At 61.1% G+C, this 17,285-nt stretch carries 12 protein-coding genes; 4 read left to right on the forward strand and 8 right to left on the reverse strand.

Translation table 11 applies throughout. The features are described from left to right. Nucleotides 1-76: 76 nt before the first annotated feature. Both wecB and P9L99_20110 read left to right on the forward strand, forming a co-directional pair. Nucleotides 77-1,180 (forward strand): UDP-N-acetylglucosamine 2-epimerase (non-hydrolyzing), encoded by a 1,104-nt coding sequence (gene wecB / locus P9L99_20105; GenBank protein ID MDP8225674.1) that lies wholly within the window; start codon nucleotides 77-79, stop codon nucleotides 1,178-1,180. Then, nucleotides 1,177-1,668, forward strand: a complete 492-nt coding sequence (locus P9L99_20110) for a hypothetical protein (protein MDP8225675.1) — start codon at nucleotides 1,177-1,179, stop codon at nucleotides 1,666-1,668. Before wecB ends, P9L99_20110 begins: the two co-directional genes overlap by 4 nt. Before the next feature lie 15 nt (nucleotides 1,669-1,683). Here the strand turns inward: P9L99_20110 and P9L99_20115 are convergent, their stop codons facing one another. Then, nucleotides 1,684-2,712, reverse strand: coding sequence for an alcohol dehydrogenase catalytic domain-containing protein (locus tag P9L99_20115; GenBank protein ID MDP8225676.1), 1,029 nt, complete (start codon nucleotides 2,710-2,712; stop codon nucleotides 1,684-1,686). 34 nt (nucleotides 2,713-2,746) lie between these two features. Then, nucleotides 2,747-3,568, reverse strand: a complete 822-nt coding sequence (lsrF, locus tag P9L99_20120; protein MDP8225677.1) for a 3-hydroxy-5-phosphonooxypentane-2,4-dione thiolase — start codon at nucleotides 3,566-3,568, stop codon at nucleotides 2,747-2,749. Between the two features lie 235 nt (nucleotides 3,569-3,803). Between lsrF and P9L99_20125 the strand changes: the two genes are divergently transcribed. Next, nucleotides 3,804-6,197: a hypothetical protein gene (locus P9L99_20125; GenBank protein ID MDP8225678.1), complete on the forward strand. Its 2,394-nt coding sequence runs from the start codon at nucleotides 3,804-3,806 to the stop codon at nucleotides 6,195-6,197. A gap of 189 nt (nucleotides 6,198-6,386) precedes the next feature. Further along, the gene (locus tag P9L99_20130) at nucleotides 6,387-10,409 is read left to right on the forward strand and encodes a S8 family serine peptidase (protein ID MDP8225679.1); all 4,023 of its coding nucleotides are present in this window, start codon (nucleotides 6,387-6,389) and stop codon (nucleotides 10,407-10,409) included. Between the two features lie 226 nt (nucleotides 10,410-10,635). Here P9L99_20130 and ftsZ read toward each other — a convergent pair whose 3' ends face one another. From ftsZ to murC, 6 genes are read right to left on the reverse strand one after another with little or no spacing between them, the layout of a single operon-like run. Then, nucleotides 10,636-11,892: a cell division protein FtsZ gene (gene ftsZ, locus P9L99_20135; protein MDP8225680.1), complete on the reverse strand. Its 1,257-nt coding sequence runs from the start codon at nucleotides 11,890-11,892 to the stop codon at nucleotides 10,636-10,638. A 55-nt stretch (nucleotides 11,893-11,947) separates the two neighbouring features. Then, nucleotides 11,948-13,180: a cell division protein FtsA gene (ftsA, locus tag P9L99_20140; protein MDP8225681.1), complete on the reverse strand. Its 1,233-nt coding sequence runs from the start codon at nucleotides 13,178-13,180 to the stop codon at nucleotides 11,948-11,950. Then, nucleotides 13,177-14,031, reverse strand: coding sequence for an FtsQ-type POTRA domain-containing protein (locus tag P9L99_20145; GenBank protein MDP8225682.1), 855 nt, complete (start codon nucleotides 14,029-14,031; stop codon nucleotides 13,177-13,179). Before P9L99_20145 ends, ftsA begins: the two co-directional genes overlap by 4 nt. Beyond that, nucleotides 14,032-14,982, reverse strand: coding sequence for a D-alanine--D-alanine ligase (locus tag P9L99_20150; protein ID MDP8225683.1), 951 nt, complete (start codon nucleotides 14,980-14,982; stop codon nucleotides 14,032-14,034). Next, nucleotides 14,969-15,904 carry a UDP-N-acetylmuramate dehydrogenase gene (gene murB, locus P9L99_20155; GenBank protein ID MDP8225684.1) on the reverse strand — a complete coding sequence of 312 codons (936 nt, stop codon included), beginning with the start codon at nucleotides 15,902-15,904 and terminating at the stop codon, nucleotides 14,969-14,971. Before murB ends, P9L99_20150 begins: the two co-directional genes overlap by 14 nt. Continuing rightward, nucleotides 15,901-17,283: a UDP-N-acetylmuramate--L-alanine ligase gene (murC, locus tag P9L99_20160; protein ID MDP8225685.1), complete on the reverse strand. Its 1,383-nt coding sequence runs from the start codon at nucleotides 17,281-17,283 to the stop codon at nucleotides 15,901-15,903. The genes murB and murC overlap by 4 nt, the downstream gene beginning before the upstream one ends. Nucleotides 17,284-17,285: the final 2 nt, after the last annotated feature.

The following is a 17,285-nucleotide window of genomic DNA, read 5'->3' on the forward strand; positions in this document are numbered from 1 at the left end:
AGCCGCTTGCTTGCAATTCCTCGCCTGCAACCGCATGATGCGCGAAACGGTACCGGCCAATACGGAGGATTGCATGATCCGTGCGTTGTTCGTGTTCGGAACCCGCCCCGAAGCCATCAAACTGGCGCCCCTGGTGCTCGAAATGCGCAAGCGCCCGGCCTGGGAACCCATCGTCGCCGTGACCGCACAACACCGCGAAATGCTCGATCAAGTGCTGGGCCTCTTCGGTATCGAGCCGGATTACGACCTCAACCTCATGAAGCCGGGCCAAAGCCTAGAGATGATCCTCGCCGGGGTGTTCACGCATCTGCCGCCGGTACTTACCGAAGCACGGCCGGATGTCGTCGTGGTACAGGGCGACACCACCACAACTTTTTGCGGCGCGATGTGCGCGTTTACGCAGAAAGTGCCCGTCGCTTACGTTGAAGCCGGATTGCGAACCAACAACAAATACTCGCCCTTCCCCGAAGAGATCAATCGCCGCTTGACCAGCGTCGTCGCCGACTACTGCTTCGCACCGACCGAAACCAACCGGCAAAATCTCTTGGGCGAAGGGTACGACGATTCCCAAATCTGGGTGACCGGCAACACGGTCATCGACGCCCTGCTACACGTGGCCGACCGTGATTTTCATTTCGACGATCCCCAACTCGCCAACCTCCCCGGCCGGCTGATTCTGGTCACCGCCCACCGGCGTGAAAGCTTCGGCGAGCCCTTCCGCAACCTGTGCCGCGGCCTGGCCGAGATCGCCCGCCGCAACCCGGACGACACGATCGTCTATCCGGTGCACCTGAATCCGAACGTGCGGCAACCGGTCAGCGAGATCCTCGACGGCATCGACAATATCCGCTTGATCGAACCGCTGGATTACGAACCCTTCGTGCACCTACTGAAAAAGGCGCACCTGGTTCTCACCGATTCCGGCGGCATTCAAGAAGAAGCTCCCGGCCTCGGCATTCCCGTGCTCGTTATGCGCGACACCACCGAACGACCCGAGGGCGTCGATGCAGGTACCGTGAAGCTGGTAGGCACCGCCACGGAGAAAATCGTCGGCGAAGCCATCCGTCTGCTCGACGACGAAGCGGCCTACGCCGCGATGGCGCAGGCAAAGAATCCCTACGGCGACGGCCGGGCATGCCCGCGTATCTGTGAACTCTTGGAAGGAATACTCGGCACATGACACGTCGGCGAGTTGTGATCCTCGTTCTGCTTTTGGCGCTGTCGGCGACCGTGGCCGTGCTGGCGACGGCGGACGACGACACCGACGAACCGACCGCGTGCGACGCCGTCATCGAGGACGTCGGTTACAGCGAGTACTACGACCGCGTGACGATCATCGTTTCTGCCGGCGACGATGCGGAAGCCGAATACGGCCTCGGCGATACGTTCCTCATTCGCCGCGAAACCTATTGCGACGACAGCCGCGACATTCTCGCGGGCACGGCGATCCTGCAAAGCGAAATCGAGTTGACCGCTGCTAAGGGCACTCTCAACGAAGAAACCGGCCGCTACGAATTTTTGTTTCGCCACCTTAGCCCGCCCGCGGGGTACCTCTCCTACTTGCTGATTCCACAAGGCGGGGATGCGCCGTGCAGCGAAAACGGCGTCGACAACGGCGAATCGTCGCTGGCGGCATGTGAAGACGAAGAGGCAGGCTGCGGCTGCTGACCTAAACCGCGCGATTTACGCGTGCGGTTCAATCACCACCTTGAGACATTCCGTACCACCGGCCACGAGGTCGAAGCCCTGTTGGATTTCGTCAAGCGGCAGACGGTGCGTGATCATCTGCGCGGCGCGAAAACGCCCGGCGGCAATCAGGTCCAGTGCGTGGACGTGGTCGGCCGGCTCGCCCGCGTAGGTCGTGGTAAGCGTACGGTCCTCACGCCAGAAAAACTTGTTCATGTCGAACGGAAAGCGCACACCCTCGTCGGTCGGGGCGAACACGAGCACCGTGGCGCCGCGTTCGGCCGAGTCGAGACCCTGCTGAATCGCCGGGATCGCGCCCGCGGTAAGGATCACCCGGTCGGCCAATCGCCCCGCGCAAACCTCGCGGAATTTTTCGGGGCTATACTCGTCCGGCGTGAACGTAGCGTCGGCGCCGAAGCGCTCTGCTTGTTCGAGGCGGTAGGGTGACAGGTCCGTGGCGACGATGGTGCCCGCGCCCAGCGCTCGCGCCAACTCGATGTGCATGATGCCCGACACGCCCGCGCCGATCACCAGCACGTTCATACCGGCCTCGATGCCGATTTTCTCCTGCCCGCGCAGCACGCAGGCTAACGGCTCAGCGAACGACCCTTCGGCGTATGAGAGCTTCTCCGGCAACGCGTAGGTGCCCAGGTCGACATTGATCTTCGGCAAGCGCACGTACTGGGCAAATCCGCCCGGGTGAAACGTGGTCGAGCGGATGGTATCGCAGGCCGTCGGGTGACCGCGATGGCAGTGGCGGCACGAGAAGCACGGCACGTGGTGGCTGGCGGCGATGCGGTCGCCCACCGCGAATTTGCTCACGCCCTCGCCCACCTCGACGACTTCGCCCGCCACTTCGTGACCCAGCACGAGCGGCACCTTGTCGCGCCGGTACCATTCCATCACGTCCGAGCCGCAAATGCCGCTCGCGTGCACCTTCATGAGGATTTCGCCGGGGCCGATGACGGGCACATCCTGCTCCTGGATGCGCACGTTATTATTGGCATAGTACATCGCGACTTTCATGATCGCTCCTCAACCGATTGGGGCGGACCCGCTCCTACTGCGCCGCTTTCGTATCCTGGTAGATCTCGAACGCTTCCTTCGGCTTGGCGTTGCCGTGCACGATGGCGGTGATCGCCTTGATCATCCCGACCGGGCTGTCGCTTTGGAATATGTTACGGCCCATGTCCACGCCCACGGCCCCGGCTTGCACGGCGTTGTACGCCATCTCACATGCGGCCATCTCTTCCAGCTTCTTGCCCCCGGCAATAACCACCGGCACCGGACACGTCGACGTGATTTTTTCGAAGTCTTCGCAGAAGTAGGTCTTGACGATGTGGGCACCCAGTTCCGCCGCGATGCGGCTGGCCAGCGAAAGGTAGCGCGCGTCGCGAGCCATGTCGCGCCCCACGGCGGTCACGGCCAACACGGGGATGCCGAGTTGCTCGCCGGAATTCACCAGATCCGACAGGCCCAACAGCGTTTGCCGCTCGTAGTCGCCGCCGACAAAAATGGAAATCGCCATGCCCGCCACGTTCAAGCGGACGGCGTCGTCGACGTCCACCGTGACGCCTTCGTTCGAAAGTTCGGTCAGCACGCTCGTGCCGCCGGACACCCGCAGCATGATGGGCGTTTGACGGGCATCTTCCGGTGAAACGCAGTTACGCAAAACGCCGCGGGTGATCATCAGCGCGTCGGCGTAGGGCACCAAGGGTTTGAGCAACGAAGCAGGGTCGCCTAGACCGGTGGTCGGCCCTTGAAAATATCCGTGGTCGACCGCCAGCATCAGGCAGCGGTTGTCGGTCGGATTGATGATCCGCGCCAAGCGGTTTTTCATACCCCAGTCCATTTTTTCCTCCGTTTGGAAGGTGTTTGTCATTTTGTGCCGTAACCAAGTGGCGAATGTACCACGAGCGAGGCGCCGGTCGCAATTTGAATGAGATTCTCGCGCAATCTGCGTCGCAAGCACCTCATCCCTTAACTCGACACATTCCGCGGCCGGGGTGACTGAGGCGGGCTCGCTTACCGCCACAAAACGAGCGCTGATGCTTGCGGAAGGTTGCGCATTTATGCTAACTTTTTAGAGTGTTTTGCTTTTTGAAAAGGCATTTATTATGAAAACTATTTTTCTCTCCGCGGTATTTTTATTGATTTGCCTCCTCGCACTCCTAACTGGCGTCTCCGGGTGTACCAACGACGACGACGATGACGACGACAACGACAATGACGACAACGATGACGACAACGACGATGACGACAACGACGATGACGACAACGACGATGACGATGACGACAACGACGATGACGACGATAACAATGACGATAACGACAATGACAATGACGATGACAATGACAATAACGACAATGACAATGACGATAACGACAACGATGACAACGACGACGACACATTTTCCGTGCCGGAAGGCATCTCATACGAAGTGGTTGAAGGCGGCGCGCCGGGGTATTCCGGCACATCCATCGCCCGTGGACCCGATGGCGCACTTCATATCGCCGCGGTAAAAGAACGCGACCTGAATATCTACACGGTAACGGCCAAGTCGATCACCGTTGAAACGCCGGCCTCCCTGGCGTCCGGACCGTTGTTGAGAGCGGACGCGGCCGGGCATCTGTATCTTCTCTATACGGACTTGACGCGACAGCAACCCGTTTACGGGACCAATGCGACCGGCCAGTGGACCTTCACCGATCTGGTTTCCACCGGCGGCCCGGTGACGAATCGAACCATGGCCGTGGATTCTCAAGGCGCGGCACATATCCTTTTACAGGCGGGCGAGTATCGAAGCTACGGCTTGTATTACCAGACAAACCGCGGCGGCAATTGGCAGGAAACGCTGATCGCCGAAAACGTGCTCGGCAGCAACTCGATCACGATCGACGGGGAAGACAACATTCACGCTGTGTATGCGCGTAACGTGACGCCGTTGGCGACGTTGGTCTACGTCACCGACGAAAGCGGGACGTTGACTACTCGCGTGCTCGCCTCGGCTATGTACACCGAGATGCTCGGCTCTTCCTTCCACTACCCGGCGATCGCGATGGACCCGACGGGCGAGCCGAATATCATTTACCAAGTGAATTACAGGTATCCTTTGGGCGGCGACTCCTGGCAGGTGCATGCACTCAGGGCGGGCGAAACGTGGACCAAAACCGAATTACCGAGCTTGTGTTTCGGAGGCCGCCTGACCATCGACGAGAACAACATCGCCTCGGTGATCGGCACGAACCGGACCAGTTCGTCGTATCGATCGCACTACCTTTGCTTCTCGTCCAATGCGACGGGCACGTGGCAAACCGAAACCGTCGATGAGGACGGCGGTATCGGCACGGCGATCGCCCTGGACGGAACCGACGTGCTCGTCAGCCATGTGGACGACCTACGTATGAACCTCAAACTGGCCCGCAACCACAACGGGAATTGGGACACGATGCTCGTAGATGATTCGGGATGCTCCGGCGGGTCGTCGATACTTTTTCGGGATTCCGACGACGCCCTGAACATCGTTCACCTCAGCTACGGGGAATCGGCGTTGCGCCACACGACCGACCGAACCGAATCGTGGAGTTCGGAAAACATGGCGGATGTTTCGTTTATGGACTTCGATTACGCGGGTTGGTACGAGGTGGCAGCCGGCGCAGGCTCCGAAGGCCATATCCACGCGGCATTGCACGATGCGCATTACGGCTATTTGAAATACGTGACCAACCACTCCGGCACATGGACGTCCGAAACACTCAGTGAAGACTGGGAGGCACTGGAATGCGACCTGGCCGTGGATTCGCTAGACACGGTTCATTTCGTGTTTCTGGAGGAAATCGACTATAGCGGACAGTATTCCATACGTTACGGGACCAACGACGGCAGCGGATGGACCTTCGAAAACGTGCTGCCGACCGCCGCAAATACCGGTTTCAGCCTCTCGATGGCGTTGGACGGCAGCGATCGCGCGCACCTGGTTTTTATCAAGCCCGGCGCCGGTGGCACCGTGAAATTGGTTCACGCCCTCAACGATGGCGGTTCCTGGCAATTCGAAGACGTGTTGTCGGAAACGGCAGGCCCGTACTATGGTTCGTCTAGCCTCCAGATCGACACCGCCGGCGTGTCGCACGCCACGATCACGCGGTTCCACACCGGTAATTCTCAATTGCTTTACCTAAGCAACGTCGCCGGAACTTGGGCATCGGAATTGATTGATTCGACGGACTTTGACTTGATGCAAATGCGGATTTCGGAACTTTCACTGGCGGTCGATGCGAACGGCGCGGCCTACATCGCATACCACTTTTCGCCGACGGGCTTGAGCGCGTTAAAATTCGCCACGAACCAAGGCGGCACCTGGCGGACGTTCTTTCTCGATCGCCGACTCACGGGAACGCCCGGATTCATGCCCTCGGTACTTGTGGAACCATCCGGCGAATTACGCGTCGCGTATTCGAACTATCACGCCCTGCAAATGGCGCAGTTCCCCGCGACGATCGGCGGGTTTTAGCACCTCGACACATGTCCTTTCGTCCTGTGCGCCCGCACAGAAAAGATGTCGGAAACGCTGCCCGGCGACCGTTACGGGTAATATAAACCCGCCGCATTTGAATCACCATTCAGCAAGCTTGGCGAGCGATAACGGGAATGCTAAAGTACCCCGGCCTTGTGGACCGAGCTCTTATTCCCGGAGTGTGTCATGAAGCGTCTGAGCGTCCTAATTCTCTCGTTATTCGTAGTCATCGCGTGCCCCGCAGCTTCTTGGGCTTTCGGCGTCGTGTCGATGCAGCCGCATTACGATCGTTACTTGGTTTACACCGAGGAGCCGCTCGTAATCGTCTTCGACGCGTCGCTCGATGCAGCGACCGTTGGCGGCGACAGCCTGACGATCACGAACCTGCGTGACGGCACGACGGTTTCGGGAGTCATCACGCTGGGCACTACCACCCTTGCTAACGACACCCTTACCTTCACACCCGACGGGCGATTCCCCTTCGGGCGGCGGCTGTCGGTGGAAGTGAGCGGCGATCTGGAGGACATCGGCGGTGTCGGATTTACCGGCGCCTTGCCCAGCCAGGGCGTGTTCGTGGCCAACATGCCTAACGACTTGGATCCGCCGGACCCCAACGATCCGCTCAGCGCCGCCGCTTCGTTCTACGGTTTCAACCCCGTCGACCCCGAGGGTACCGACCCGACACAAATCAATAAGATCACCGGCATGAGCGTCACCGAGGCGTGGAAAATGTCGACCGGCCGGCCCGATGTGGTAATCGCCATTATCGACGTGGGTATCGAACGCTTCGACAAAATGGAATTCGCCGACAATATCTTCCTGAACCGCGCTGAGCTACCGCAGCCGACCGCGAGTGGCACGCCGTGCACCGATTGGGATTGCGACGGCGACGGCGAATTCACCGCCCGCGATTATGCCGACGATCCGACATTCTCCGACCAGAACGCCAATGGATGGGCCGACCCGGAAGACCTCTTCTTGCTCTATGAAGACGGCGCCGACAACGACGACAACGGATTTGTCGACGACATCGCCGGGTGGGATTTCTTCCGCGACGTCAACACACCCTACGGCGTCGACGAATTCCCCGAAGGCACCCACGGTGACGGTATCGGCCGTGACGCGGCGGGCATCGCCGACAACGGCCACGACGACAAGCCCGGAACCTGCCCCGACTGTTCGCTGCTCTTCCTGCGGGTCGGCGACGCGGTCGTCAACAACCACAACACGATGGCGGCGGCAATCGATTACGCCGCGGCCATGGGCGCGGATGTGGTCGGCATCGCCAACGGCGCGTACAACTACAGTGGCCAGGCGGCCCAAGCCTTCATCGACGCCTTCGAATCCGGTGTGTTCATCACGGCGGCCTCCGGCGACGAGCTCGGCTTCCACCATATCTACCCAGCGGCGGGCGACGACGTATACAGCATCAAGGCTGTCCTCCCCTTGCCGCCCATGGAACTGTTCGGACCGATCGATCTCTCGCTCATCGCCTTCACCGAGAGCTATTGCACGAACTACGGCCCCTCGATCAACACCTCAGTGTCCTCCGACCAATGCACTTCCACCGCCACCGGGCACCTCGCGGGCTTGGCGGGCCTGCTCAAATCTTGGGGCCGCGACAACGGTCTCGAATTGAGCCCGACCGAAATCAAGATGCTCTTCAACATGACGGCCGACGACATCAAGCGCAATTGTTTCTCGTTCAATCTGCGCGGCTGCAAAGAGGGCTTCGAGGAAAACTTCGGCTACGGCCGGGTGAACATGAAACACGCGATGGAAGCGATCGGTGATCCCGTCTTCAGCTTCCCGCAGCAGATTCCGCCCGCGGTGCGCGTCACCGATCCGGCTTGGTGGGATACGATCGACCCGGTTCAGAATCCGTCCTTCGACATCGTCGGGGAAATCGACGCCCGCGGTCGCTCCTTCCAGTATGAGATTCAAATCGGTTTGGGTCAGGAACCCAACGACGCCGATTTCGAAGTCGCGGCCACCGGCAGCGGCACTGACAGTTTCAGCGGCGTCTTGGGCAGCGTCAATGCGCTGGACTTCGTTGATACGGGCTGGCTGCGCCGGACCCCGACGGAAGCCAATTCCCATACCGTCACGATTCGCGTGCAGGCTTGGTACAACACCGACAAAGGGCGGGTGTACGGCGAAGCGCGCAAATTGCTGGGCTGGCACACTGACGACGAACAGAATACCGGTCTGCTGCCCGGGTTCCCGCTGCGAATCGGCGAATCCGGCGATTCCAGCCCCGTGCTCTACGACCTGGACCGCGACGCCGACGGCGCGCTGGAAATCATTATGGGAACGTCGTTCCCAGCCATCGAGGCGTTCAAACGCGACCCGGCCACCGGCGAGTATGTCGAGGCGCCGGGCTTCCCCGTGGTGCTGCCGCTCGAACGCCTGTGGCGCGATTCGGTGTTGGCCTCGGTCGCCATCGGACCGCTATTCGGTGACGGCGTGCCCTATATCGTGGCCTCGACGTGGTACGGCAAAGTCTACGTCGTGCATCCCGACGGCGAATTGCACGAGGGCGGCCCCTTCCTCGAAGGCTTCCCGGTTAGTGCCGACCCGCGCGACAACAGTTCAGCCCTTTCCTACGGACACGGCAATTCCTTCCTAGCCAGCCCGGTGTTGGCCGACCTCGATCTCGACGGCATGCTGGAAATCATCGCCGCGTGTTCCGATCAAAAACTTTATGCGTGGAAGCCCGTCGACGAAGACCTCGACGGCGCGGCCGACCCCCTGCCCGGTTGGCCCGTGCCGCTGGATTCCAGCGACGACGCGGGGCTCGTCCCGCCGGCCAAACGTTGCCAGGCGCAAGGCGCCGCACAGGTGTTGGGCACTCCGGTTGCGGGTATTCTCGACCCGGATCACGACAATCCCGATATCTCCGGACACCCGGCGATTGTCGTAGCGACTACCGAGACCTGCGAAGAGGGTTTGCTGCCCACGGGCCGTGTGTACGCCGTGTACTGGAACGGTATGGACAATGCGCGCGGCCCCTTCCTGCCGGATTGGCCCGCTGAACCACTCGCCCCGTTGGGCGACGCGCTGCCGATTCCACCGCTCACCGTCGGCATGACAGCCAGCCCGGCCGCCATCCGTTTCGACGGGCAACTCATGGTCGGCGTCGGCGCGTTCTTCTGGTTCCCGCAAATGATTTACTGGGATGGCGAAAACACCAGCGTGCGGCACCTGCGCTCGAGCTTGAACCTCGGCGCTTCGGCCGCCGGTACCTTCGGCCGCTTCGACGGTAGCGACGTACCCTGGTACTTCTTCCCGACCGCCGGAATTTTGCAGAAAGTGAAGGGGATCAATTCGCTGATCGACTTTACGATTGTCGGTTGGCGCCTCGACGACATCGAGGGCCGCACGCCCTTCGTCCTTGGCTTGGACGACATCAATCTCTTCCTTAACCCGGTCCTGGCCGACCTGAACGCCGACGGCCGCCGCGAACTTATTGCAGGCAGCGGTGGCTACCTCGTACACGCGGTCGATCCGACGGGCGCCGAGCCCGCCGACTGGCCGAAATTTACGCTCGGTTGGCAGACCGGCGCGGCCGCCGTGGCCGACCTGGACGGTGACGGTCTGGTGGAAGTCGTAGCCTTCAACCACGAGGGCAACCTGTTTGCCTGGCACACGATCGGCAACGCCTGTGATGCGGGCCAACTTAACGGCGATTGGCCCAAATTCCACCACGACCCTTACAACTCGGGCCTTTCCGGACTCGACGCCTATCCGCCGCGCATGGTCACCGACCTGACTGTTTACAACACCGACGACTCCGACGTGTTCGAAGTTCACTTAACCGCTCCGGGCGACGACCTAGCCTGCGGCAAAGCCGCCGTATACGACTTGCGCTACGCCACCGATTCCGGTGTTGATTTGCGCGACGAAGACACGTGGCAAAATGCCACCGCTTTGACCGTCGAAACCACCGTGATGGGTGGCACGGAGATCGTCGCCACCGTCACCGCGCCGGGCGCGGCTGTTTTTGCTTTCCGATCCTATGATGACGAAAACCTCGTGTCGCCGATCTCCAACTTGGCCGAGCCCGAAGACGCCCCGGTCGATGACGACGACACCACCGACGACGACTCCGGCGACGACGATGACGACACCTTCGCCGACGACGATGACGACGCCGCGGCCGACGATAACGACGACAACGACGATGACGACGGGGGCTGCGGCTGCTGAGACACGTGCCGCGAATTTCACCGCACCGATGGGCGAGCTGGTAACGGCTCGCCCTTCTTTATTGTTCGCGATCTCCTATCACTTAACAAGAAACCGCCGGGCCAAAACCCGGCGGCTATACGGTTGGGCCAAAAGGTTGGATGGCCCGTGTCTATAAGCGCGGCGCTGGGCGCATGCGCCACGCGGCTTGATTCAGGACGATGGACTTGACCGCCGACTTGGCGGCTTAGTCCGGACGACGACGATTGCGCAGGATCGCCGGCTCCATGTCGTAGGCGTCCACGTCGCCCGACAATCCGGGGCGCCGCTGCGTCCACATCTTATGGGTGCTGCTGGTGTGAACCCGCGTGCCGCGGTCGCCGCCGGCCGCTACCTGCTGTTCTTCCTCTTCCTGCATCTCCGCCTCAACAGGCCTTTCCGGACGTGATAAAGACGTCGGGCGCGCGGTCCGCTCCTCGCCGAAGTGCGGTTTGTGCTGATTCAGGGGCGAAGGCCGGGTGCGGGTCAACATTTGCTCGCGAGCCTCGTCGAAGCCGGTGGCGATGACCGTCACGCGGACTTCCTCCTGCATGGCCGGATCGATCACCTGGCCCCAGAAAATCGCCGCGTCTTCGCTGCACGACTTCATGATCAACTCGGCCGCTTCGTTGACCTCCGACAGGCGCAAATCGATGCCGCCGGTGATGTTGATCAGAACTCCGCGGGCACCGTCGATGCTGACATTTTCCATCAGCGGGCAACTGATCGCCTCGGCTGCCGCGTCGACCGCGCGCTTATCGCCGGTGGCCACGCCGGTGCCCATCAGCGCCAATTCGCCGGTGATCTCGGTGGCTTTCATCACCGATTTCACGTCTGCGAAGTCGAGGTTGACGTGCCCTTCCTGCACCACCAGGTCGGCGATCGAACGTACGCCCTTGAGCAACACGTCGTTGGCCTTTTTGAAGGCTTCCATGAGCGTCGTGTCGCTGCCGGCGACGGCGAGCAGTTTCTGGTTGGGGATGACGATGATCGTGTCCACCTGCGAGCGCAATGCTTCGATGCCCTCTTCGGCCACCCGCATGCGGCGACGTCCCTCATAGTTAAAGGGCTTGGTGACCACGGCCACAACCAGGGCACCCAGTTCCCGGGCGACCTCAGCCACGATCGGCGCCGCGCCGGTGCCCGTACCGCCACCCATGCCGGCGGTGATGAACACCATGTTGGCGTCTTCCAAAGCGTCACGAATCCGCTCGGTGGAATTCTCGGCCTCGCGTCGACCGGCTTCCGGGTTGCCGCCCGCGCCCAATCCGGCGCCCAGTTGAATGCGCAGGGGTGCCAGGTTGTTCGCCAGCGCCTGCTTGTCGGTGTTGACCGCGATGAACTCCACGCCCTGCACGCCATCGTCGATCATAGTGTTCAAGGCGTTATTGCCGCATCCGCCGACGCCAACCACCTTGATTCTCGCCGCGTGATCCTGCTCGATCACATCAAATTTCAAGCCCATATCGTCCTCCATTGCATAGGAGCCTCACGGCTCATTTCGCATTGACGCCACCGCGTCATGTAATTAATTTCCCAACTTTGTCTTTCAACCACCGCCCGGCCCGAGAGACGACCGACAGCTCGGTTCGACTGAACTTCGATAACGCCAGGTCCTGGGCGCCGAGCAACACCAGACCCACGGCGGTTGAATACATCGGGCTGGACACCACATCGATCAGCCCGCCGATATGTTGCGGTTTGCCCACGCGCACGCGTTTGCCCGTGAACACCGATTCCGCCAGCTCCACAATGCCGCGCATGCTCGCCGAACCGCCCGTCAGAACAATCCGCCCGAACACGTTATGCAGGTCATTGCGGTGCATTTCCTCGTAAGCGATTTGCAGTACTTCCAGCACGCGCGCTTCGACGATTTCGCACAGCTCCCGCTGCTCGACGAATTGATAGCCCGCATCCTCACCGCCATCGATTTCGACTTCCTCGCCGGGCATCACCTCGCCGATGCACAGATGGCCGTGGCGCTTTTTCAGCCACTCCGCCTTTTCCATCGTGAGGTTGAGCATGCGGCTGACGTCGTTGGTTACGTGCATGCCGCCCAGGGGCAGCACGCCCGCATAGACAACCGCGCCGCCCGAGAAACCGATGACGTCCGTCGTACCGCCGCCGAAGTCGATAAGCAGCGTCCCCAACTCGCGCTCTTCGGAAGTGAGCACCGCCTCGGCCGCCGCCAGCGGTTCCAGAATGACGTCGGTGATTTCCAACCCGCTACGGTGGCAACACTCCACGAGGTTGGCGACGCTCGCACTCTGCGTGATGACGATGTAGCAGTTCACTTCCAGACGCATGCCTTGCATGCCGATCGGATCTTTGATGCCGCGCAGGCCGTCGAGGATGTATTCCTGCGGCAGCACGTGCAGGATCTCCGAATCTTTGGGAATCGCCACCGAACTTGCGGCATCGACCACCCGCTCCATATCCTCGCCCGACACCATCTTTTCCCTGAGCGGCAACATGCCTTGGCTGGTAATCCCCTTGATGAAACCGTTCGCAAGCCCGATATTCGCCGAGTCGATGTGCACCCGCGCCATCTTTTCGGCTTCCTCGGTGGCCCGCATGATCGCGTCGACGGTGGCGTCGATACTGACCACCACGCCCTTCTGCACGCCGGTGCACGGATGAGTGCCCAACCCGACGATTTCCAATCCGCCGATTTTGTGTTCGGCAATCACGACGCAGACTTTCGACGAGCCGATGTCGAGTCCGACGATCTGGGTTGCGCCCTTACGTCTCATGCTCCGGACTCCTCCGGCAGGCCGCGCACCACGACACGGCCCGGCACGGCCAAATCCACTACGCGGGCCTTGGCGAGGCTCGCTTTCAAACGTTGGGCCACGGCGCGAAACGCCTGCAATTTCGTCTCGTAGTCGCCGAAACCGAAACGAATCGTGAGCCCAACGTCGTTGGTAATCAGTGAAAACCCGGATACGAGGTCGTAACGAACCTCGCTGATGTCGTCCGCCCCCAACGCGCCTGATTCCTGCGCTGTGGCGATCAATTTCACGGCGTCGCGGATACGTCGAGCCTGCCGCGCAGCCGTCGCTCCACCGGCGTGGAAGGCCTCGGCCGAGAAACCCGTCACGATCGGCAGATCGCTGGGATCGCCGTTTTCCAGGCGTTTGAACACCCGGCCGGTATCGTCCACGAGATACAGATGGTTCACTTTCAGCAGCGCTACGGGCCGGCGTTCAACAACGTCAATGACGACGCGGTTGGGCAGCTCGCGAGTAACCACCGCGCCCCGTACCCAAGGGTGCGAGACCACGCGCTCGGCTTCTTGCTCCAAGTCGATGGAAAACACGTTTTGCCCGACCCGCATGTGCAGGTACCTACGCAGTTCGGCATCGGCCACCTGCTTGCAACTCGAAATGCGGATCTCGGTCAAGCGGAACGTGTCGGAGTGGCGGAATTGCGACCACACGATGCCCACCAGTAGCGCCACGACGAGCAGGGGCCACAGCCGCCAAGACTGTGGTAGATAGATCCGCAGCCAACCGCCGCCGAGGGCCGCGGCGTTCCGCCCCGCTTTCGTCGCGCGTTGCACGACGGTGTTCGGTTTACGTTTCCGGCGCTTGACCTTCGCCAATCAAGACCCCACTTTCAGCCGCGCGGTACTCAACACGAGTTGAACCAAGTCGCCGAATTCCATACCGGCCCAGTCGTGGGCGATCATCGGTACGAGCGACAGTTCCGTGAGCCCCGGCAGCGTGTTGACTTCCAGCAACCAAGGTTGCTGTTCGTGGTCGAGGATGAAGTCGACTCGCACGACGCCCTCACCCTGCAGTGTTTGCGTGGCCAGCACGGCCAACTCACGCATCCGGCCGTGGACTTCGTCTGTCAGCCCCTCGGGATGCGTGATGTATTCGGTCATGCCCTTGGTGTATTTGTGCTCGTAGTCATAAAATGTGAATCGCTTGCCTTCGACGGGTTTCGGCCGAATCTCGACGATGCCCAGCGCCCGATCGGCGAGCACCGCCACCGACATCTCCCGCCCGGCAACGTATTGTTCGAGCAGCACGCGATCGTCATATTCGAAGGCTTCTTCCAGCGCGGCGTCGAATTCCATCGCGTCGCCGACGATGGCGATGCCCACGCTCGATCCTTCAGTCGCCGGCTTGACGACAATCGGGAAACCGAAATCCGGCGGGCTTACGTTTCCCAGCAGCCGCGCCTTGCGCGAGACGAATTCGTACGCGGGCACCGGCAGGCCGGCCATTTGGAACAGTGTTTTGCTGACGACCTTGTCCATGCCCACCGCCGAGGACATCACGCCCGAGCCGGTATAAGGAACCCGCATAATTTCCAGCATGCCCTGCACGCAGCCGTCCTCGCCCCATTTGCCATGTAGGGCGTTGTAGACGATTTGCACCTTTTCGCTGATCAGTTCGTGGGCGGTCGTTTCGTTCAAATCGAGTTCGACGACTTCGTAGCCTTTGGCCCGCAGCGCCGTGGCAACGGCGGCGCCGGTCTGCAAGGAAATGTCGCGCTCTGCGCTCGCGCCGCCCATCAATACACCGATCTTCTTATCTAGATGCATGCCGTTCTCCCCATATCTTGACTTCGGGTTCCAACCATATTCCGGTCTTCTCAAAAACGGTTTGCCTCACATGCTCGATAAGCTGAAGCAAATCCTCAGCCGTCGCATCGCCCACGTTGATCAGAAAATTCGCGTGCTTTTCGCTCACCTGCGCGCCGCCGATCCGATACCCCTTGAGACCCGTCGACTCAATCAATTTGCCCGCGTGCCCGCCTTCGGGGTTCTTAAACGTCGATCCGCAACTCGCGCAGTCCCAGGGCTGGCGTTCGCGCCGCTTGGCGATGATTGCCGCGACCTCCCGCCCGATCGTCTCGGCGTCTCCCCTGCGCCCGCGCAGCTTCGCTTCGGTCACGACAAAGGGACCGTCCAGTGCGAGGCCCCGGTATTTGTAAACCAGTTCTTCGCGCGGCAGCCGCCGCACGCGCCCGGTCGCTTCGACCACTTCGATTTCGAGCAAAATATCGGCGAACGTACCCCTGTCGGTCCCGGCGTTCATTCGCACGCCGCCGCCGATACTGCCCGGCACGCCGGCGATGAATTCCATGCCCGCCACGCCGTGGTCGACGCAGCGGCGACTGAAATCTTCCACGTCCAGGGCGCCGCCGACCGTCACATGCACTTCTTCGTCGCCAGCTTCCTCCACTCGGAAGTAATCGAGCGCGCCGCGCATCAAAATCGTCACACCGCGCAGCCCGCCGTCGAGGATCAGTAGATTCGATCCGGCGCCCACGACGCGAACCGGCTCGTTTTCCGCCTGGCAAATCTTGAACACGGCGGCGATTTCGTCGCTGCTTTGCGGCTGCACGAGGCAATCGGCCGGCCCGCCGACGCACCAGGTCGTCAGCGACGCCATCGGCACGTCGAAACGGCACCGCTCACCGAGCAGTTCCGTAAGTCTTTTCTGGGCGCGAATTCCGATCACTCGTGCCTCTCCTTCAATTTGGCCAACAAGCGCACCGCCAGCTTGTTGAGGTCGCCCGCGCCGAGGGTCAATACGAGATCGCCGGGCTGGACGGTATCGACCAGCGTTTGCAGCAGTTCTTCCTGGTTCGGGTAGTACTCGACATCCTGCTGGCCCACCGCACGGATGCCGTCGACGAGTTTCTGGGCCGTCACGCCTTCGATCGGCGTTTCACTGGCCGCGTAAATGTCGGTGATGAACAGCTTGTCGGCGCTGCGGAAGGTCGTCAGGAATTCGTCGAACAAATCGCGTGTACGCGTGTAACGATGCGGCTGAAACGCCACGACCAACCGTCGGTCGAATCCGGTCTGGGCCGCCGCCAACGTTGCCTTGATCTCCGTCGGATGATGGCCGTAGTCGTCGATCAGCAAAATGTCGGCCACTTCGCCGACCCGTTGAAAACGGCGACGCACGCCGGTAAAGCCGGCGATTGCTTCGGCGGTTATCGCGAACGGCACTTCCAACTCTTCGGCCACGGTCACGACGGCCAGGGCGTTTTGCACCATGTGACGGCCCGGCAGCGGGACGGTCACCCGGCCGATGGTCTGCTTGCCGCGCATGGCCGTGAAGGTCGTGTTAAATCCGTCGAACGTCATTTCCGTGGCGCGGAACTCGGCCTCCTTGCTCAAGCCGTACGTGATCAGCCGCTTGCGGACCGAGGGAATGATCGCCCGGATGTTTTCATCATCGACGCACAAGATACACACGCCGTAGAAAGGCACCTTGTTGATGAATTGTAGGAACGTGCGCTTGAGTTGCTCCATCCCGGCGTAATGATCCAGGTGTTCCAGGTCGATGTTGGTTACCACCGCCGCGGTGGGGTCCAGCAATAGGAAACTGCCGTCGGATTCGTCCGCCTCGGTGACGAAGGTTTCGCCCTCGCCGAGCCGCGCGTTGGAGCCGATGGAATCCACCCGGCCGCCCACGACCACGGTCGGGTCGAAACCCGCCGCGCCCAATACCGTAGCCAACACGCTGGTCGTCGTCGTTTTGCCGTGACTGCCGGCGACGGCGACGCTGTATTTTTTCATGCGCATCAACTCGGCCAGCATTTCCGCCCGCGGGATCACCGGAATTTTTGCCGCCTTGGCGGCGATCAACTCCGGATTGCTCGGGCGAATGGCGCTCGAGGTCACAACTACGTCGGTATTCTCGACGAATTTACTGTCGTGTCCGATGTAAATCGTGGCGCCCAGCCGCTCCAGATTCTCGGTGATATCGCTTCCGCTCAGGTCGGAACCGGAAACCTGAAAGCCGAGGTTGAGCAGGATTTCGGCGATACCCGACATGCCGATCCCGCCGATGCCCACGAGGTGAATGTGCTTCGTTTGTCCGAGCATAT

Origin of the sequence: Candidatus Lernaella stagnicola (assembly GCA_030765525.1) — a bacterium.
Lineage (GTDB): Bacteria > Lernaellota > Lernaellaia > Lernaellales > Lernaellaceae > Lernaella > Lernaella stagnicola.

Excerpts from the sequence above, each read along its gene's own strand:
- P9L99_20110 (MDP8225675.1), top strand. The coding sequence starts at position 1,177 with ATGACACGTCGGCGAGTTGTGATCCTCGTTCTGCTTTTGGCGCTGTCG.
- P9L99_20115 (MDP8225676.1), bottom strand. The coding sequence starts at position 2,712 with ATGAAAGTCGCGATGTACTATGCCAATAATAACGTGCGCATCCAGGAG.
- lsrF (MDP8225677.1), bottom strand. The coding sequence starts at position 3,568 with ATGACAAACACCTTCCAAACGGAGGAAAAAATGGACTGGGGTATGAAA.
- P9L99_20125 (MDP8225678.1), top strand. The coding sequence starts at position 3,804 with ATGAAAACTATTTTTCTCTCCGCGGTATTTTTATTGATTTGCCTCCTC.
- P9L99_20130 (MDP8225679.1), top strand. The coding sequence starts at position 6,387 with ATGAAGCGTCTGAGCGTCCTAATTCTCTCGTTATTCGTAGTCATCGCG.
- ftsZ (MDP8225680.1), bottom strand. The coding sequence starts at position 11,892 with ATGGGCTTGAAATTTGATGTGATCGAGCAGGATCACGCGGCGAGAATC.
- ftsA (MDP8225681.1), bottom strand. The coding sequence starts at position 13,180 with ATGAGACGTAAGGGCGCAACCCAGATCGTCGGACTCGACATCGGCTCG.
- P9L99_20150 (MDP8225683.1), bottom strand. The coding sequence starts at position 14,982 with ATGCATCTAGATAAGAAGATCGGTGTATTGATGGGCGGCGCGAGCGCA.
- murC (MDP8225685.1), bottom strand. The coding sequence starts at position 17,283 with ATGCTCGGACAAACGAAGCACATTCACCTCGTGGGCATCGGCGGGATC.